This is a genomic window from Peterkaempfera griseoplana (genome assembly GCF_001418575.1).
GTDB lineage: Bacteria > Actinomycetota > Actinomycetes > Streptomycetales > Streptomycetaceae > Peterkaempfera > Peterkaempfera griseoplana.
In genome coordinates, this window is sequence record NZ_LIQR01000179.1 from 1 (window position 1) to 4,418 (window position 4,418).

Here is a 4,418-nt window from a genome sequence, read left to right on the forward strand (position 1 = left end):
CCGACCCCGAAGCCCGCGAGGATCGCGAACGGATCCTGCTCGAGGGCGATGTGCCCTCACCGGCCAACCCGCCGTCCGGCTGCCGCTTCCGCACCCGCTGCTGGAAGGCCCAGGAGAAGTGCGCCCTGGTGGAACCCCCGCTGGCGCCCCCCTCCTGGCTCGACGGCGAGGCCGCCCATGACTCCGCCTGCCACTTCGCCGAGGAGAAGGACATCATCGCGACGTGAGTCCGGGGATTCCGTTTTCGTGAAACTTTTGTGCTCAAGTTTCACTCAAATGGATTACTTTCGCCTTCGCCTCACGACTAGGTTCCTGACGACGGCCCGGCAGCCAAGGCATTGCCGGGCATTTCACGGGGCGCAGGACCATCGTCGGCGTCACACTGGCCGCACTCGTCTCGGGAACACCCGTGGTGTTCGCCCAGGCCGCGTCCGCGGCCACCCCGGTCGCCTGCGACCCGGGCACGTACTACAGCATCAGCAACAAGCACACCGTCTGGGAGCCGACCAACCTGTACAGCGACTGGGGCGCCCCGGGGGTGACCCTGACGTACAACAAGACGGCCTCCGGCACCTGGAGCGCCACCGGCACCGCCACGGTGGGTGCCGATGCCGGTGTGATCTTCGCCAAGGCCAGCACCTCCTTCAGCGTGGCGATCGGCAAGCAGTGGACCAGGTCCAGCTCATGGACCTACTCCGCCACGGTGAAGAAGGTCGCGGGCAAGACCCGCGGCCGGCTGAGGATGTACCACGAGGCCAGGGGCTTCACGGTGAAGAAGGTCCAGCGGGACCGGCTCTGCAGGACCACCAAGGTGTACTACACCGTGAACATCGTGGCTCCGATCAAGGCCAACAGCAACCTCTGGAAGATCGAGTACAAGTGACCCGGTCCTGAACAGCGAAACGGCGGGGGCCCGGACGATGTCCGGGCCCCCGCCGCAGCGTTCACCTCGTGGTGGTCAGTCCTGCTGGTCGCGGGGCTCCGGGATGACGGCGCCGGCCTCGTCCTCCATGGCGGCGAGGGCCGGGTCGAGGACGACGTCCCTGCCGCCGGCGACGCCGGGCTCCTCGGGGAAGTGGCAGGCCGTCAGGTGCCCGGCGACGTTGCCGGAGAGCTGCACCAGCGGCGGCTCCTCGGTGGCGCACTTCTCCTGCGCCTTCCAGCAGCGGGTGCGGAAGCGGCAGCCCGACGGCGGGTTGATCGGCGAGGGGACGTCGCCGGCCAGCCGGATGCGCTCGCGGTTGTCGTCCGGGTCGGCCTCGGGCACCGCGGAGAGCAGCGCATGGGTGTACGGGTGCCGCGGGCGCTCGTACAGCGAGGCGCGGTCCGCGATCTCCACGATCTTGCCCAGGTACATCACCGCGACGCGCTGCGAGAAGTGGCGCACGATGGCCAGGTCGTGGGCGATGAACAGGAAGGCGATGCCGAGGTCCTTCTGCAGCTGCTGCAGCAGATTGACCACCTGGGCCTGGATGGAGACGTCCAGCGCGGAGACCGGCTCGTCGGCGACGATGAGCTTGGGCTCCAGGGAGAGTGCGCGGGCGACGCCGATGCGCTGCCGCTGACCACCGGAGAACTCGTGCGGGAAGCGGTTGTAGTGCTCCGGGTTGAGACCCACGGTCTCCAGCAGCTCCTGCACCCGCTTCTGGATCCCGCCGGCCGGCTTGATGCCGTTGATCTCCATGGGGGCGCCGATGATGGCACCCACGGTCTGCCGGGGGTTGAGCGAGGAGTACGGGTCCTGGAAGATCATCTGGATCTCGGACCGGATCGGCATCAGCTCCTTGCGGGAGGCGTGCGCGATGTCCCTGCCCTGGTAGGAGATCTGTCCGCCGGTGGGCTCCAGCAGCCGGGTGACCAGGCGGCCGGTGGTGGACTTGCCGCAGCCGGACTCGCCCACCAGGCCCACGGCCTCACCGGTGCCCACGGTGAGGTCGATGCCGTCCACCGCGTGCACGGCGCCGACCTGGCGCTTGAAGAGGAAGCCGTCCATCACCGGGAAGTGCTTCTGCACACCGGTGAGCTGGAGCAGCGGCTCCCCCGAGGGGGTGGCCGGGGACGGGCCGTCGGCCTTGCTGAGGGTCAGCTGATCGTTCACTTTGTTCGCCCCAAGGTGACGGTTGAAGGGTCCTCAGCCGAGCCGCGGCTGGATCTGGTCGATGAAGATGTCCTGCTTCTGCCCCACGGACAGGTGGCAGGCGGAGCCGTGGCCGGTCGCGGGGGAGATCTCGGGCCGCTCGGTGGTGCAGCGGTCGCCGAGCACACCCTCCTTGAAGTCGCAGCGGGGGTTGAACGGGCAGCCCGCCGGCACATTGATCAGGCTCGGCGGAGTGCCCCGGACCGGACGCAGCGGGACGTCCACCGATCCGGCGAGGCTGGGCATCGACGACAGCAGGCCCCAGGCGTAGGGGTGCTGGGGGGCCTTGAGCACCTCGCGGACGGTGCCGCGCTCCACCGCCCGGCCCGCGTACATCACCATCACGTTGTGGGCGGTCTTGGCGACCACGCCCAGGTCGTGGGTGATCAGGATGATCGCGGTGCCCAGCTCCTGCTGGAGGTCCTTGAGCAGGTCGAGGATCTGCGCCTGGACGGTGACGTCCAGGGCGGTCGTGGGCTCGTCGGCGATCAGCAGGTCGGGGTCGCACACCAGGGACATGGCGATCATGGCGCGCTGGCGCATACCGCCGGAGAACTGGTGCGGGTAGTCGTCCACCCGGGTCTGCGGCTGCGGGATGCCCACCTTGGTGAGCATCTCGATGGAGCGGTCGCGGGCTTCCTTCTTGCTGGCACCGGTGTGCTTGCGGAAGGTCTCGCCGATCTGCCGGCCGATGGTGTGGTACGGCGAGAGCGCGGTCAGCGGGTCCTGGAAGATCATCGACATGGTGTTGCCGCGGAGCTTCTCCAGGGTGCGCCGGGGCGCTCCCACCAGCTCCTGACCGGCAAGGTTGATCGACCCTGTGATCTCCGTGGACTCCGGGTTGTGCAGACCGAGGATCGCCAGGTTGGTGACCGACTTGCCGGAGCCGGACTCGCCGACGATGCCGAGGGTGGTGCCCCGCTCCACATCGAAGGAGAGGCCGTCCACGGCCCGTACCACGCCGTCCTCGGTGCTGAAGCGCACCTGCAGGTCGCGGACGGAGAGGAAGGACGCACCCCCGGACGGCGCGGGGGCCTCCTCGGGCTTGGCCAGGGTGGTCATGGACAGGGCTCCTCGGTGCGGTGCTGAAGGTCTGGGTTCGGCGGCGGGTGTTCGGCGGCGGGTGTTCGGCGGCGGGGCGGGTCAGCCCAGCCGGATCCGCGGGTCGATGAAGGCGTAGGCCGCGTCGACGATGATGTTGAAGACGACGATCAGTGCGGCGGCCACCAGGGTGACACCGACCAGCATGGAGAGGTCGGAGTCGACGACCGAGCCGATGGCCAGCTGGCCCAGGCCGTGCAGGTCGAAGGTCGACTCGGTGATGATGGCGCCGCCGAGGAGGGTGGCGAGGTCCACACCGAAGATGGTGATGATGGTGCCGATGGTGCCGCGCCAGGCGAAGCGCAGGAAGACGGTCAGGCCCGACATGCCCTTGGCCCGTGCGGTCCGCACATAGTCCTCGGAGAGCTGCTCGACCATCGAGGAGCGCGTCATCCGGGTGTAGTTGGCGGTCCAGATCAGGGAGAGCACCAGCCAGGGGACCAGCAGTCCGGTGAACCAGCCGATCGGGTCCTGGGTGAACGGCACATAGGTGGGCTGCTGCAGCCAGTGGGTCTGGTAGACGAGGAAGTACAGCGCGACCGGGCCGACGAAGTAGATCTGCATCGCGGAGGCGACCAGCGAGGAGGAGCTGGCGATCTTGTCGAGGGCCTTGCCCTGCTTCCAGGCGGCCAGCATGCCCATACCGACGCCGAAGATCAGGAAGACCACGGAGGAACCGATGGTCAGCGAGAGCGTGGTGGGGAAGCGGTCCATGATCGTCTGGGTGATCATCTCCTGCTTGACGTAGGAGTAGCCCAGGCAGGGAGCGCTGCAGTGGCCGGTGGGGAAGTCACGGCCGACGAAGATCGAGGAGAGCCAGTTCCAGTACTGCTCCGGCACGGACTTGTCGAGGCCCATGTTGTGCCTGATCAGCGCCAGGTTCTGGGGGGTGCACACCTTGCCGCAGGAGAGCCGCGCGGGGTCCGCGGGGATGGCGAAGAACAGGAGGTAGGTGATGATGCTGATGATCAGCAGAATCACGATCGCGCCGAGTGTTCGGCGAACGAGGAAACGGAGCATGGGTCGGGCTCTCCTGGTCGGGGCGCCGTCTGCGGTTGCCGGGCGGGGGAGGGGGGCGGCCCGATGGGCCGTCACAGGGACCGCGGTGGGGTGCGTGGCAGGCACCCCACCGCAGTCCGTGCGGACTTACTTGATGAAGACGTCCAGCGGGGACAGCTCA

General features: G+C 68.3%; 5 protein-coding genes. 2 read left to right on the plus strand and 3 right to left on the minus strand.

Annotation, left to right across the window (positions count from 1 at the left end; genetic code table 11):
* Together AOK09_RS14355 and AOK09_RS14360 are read left to right on the plus strand one after the other, a co-directional pair.
* Nucleotides 1-227: oligopeptide/dipeptide ABC transporter ATP-binding protein (locus tag AOK09_RS14355; RefSeq protein ID WP_322973174.1), on the plus strand; the 227-nt coding region annotated here is incomplete at its 5' end.
* Nucleotides 228-409: 182 nt separating this feature from the next.
* Nucleotides 410-883: a hypothetical protein gene (locus AOK09_RS14360; protein WP_245687287.1), complete on the plus strand. Its 474-nt coding sequence runs from the start codon at nucleotides 410-412 to the stop codon at nucleotides 881-883.
* A gap of 75 nt (nucleotides 884-958) precedes the next feature.
* On the opposite strand, the gene AOK09_RS14365 is transcribed toward AOK09_RS14360, so the two are convergent.
* The 3 genes from AOK09_RS14365 to AOK09_RS14375 form a co-directional block, all read right to left on the minus strand.
* Nucleotides 959-2,098, minus strand: a complete 1,140-nt coding sequence (locus AOK09_RS14365) for an ABC transporter ATP-binding protein (RefSeq protein ID WP_055587576.1) — start codon at nucleotides 2,096-2,098, stop codon at nucleotides 959-961.
* Nucleotides 2,099-2,131: 33 nt separating this feature from the next.
* Entirely contained in the window at nucleotides 2,132-3,199 is a 1,068-nt protein-coding gene (locus AOK09_RS14370; RefSeq protein WP_055587577.1) for an ABC transporter ATP-binding protein, read from the minus strand.
* Nucleotides 3,200-3,280: 81 nt separating this feature from the next.
* A complete protein-coding gene (locus tag AOK09_RS14375; protein ID WP_055587578.1) occupies nucleotides 3,281-4,258 on the minus strand; it encodes an ABC transporter permease in 978 nt (325 codons plus the stop codon).
* Nucleotides 4,259-4,418: the final 160 nt, after the last annotated feature.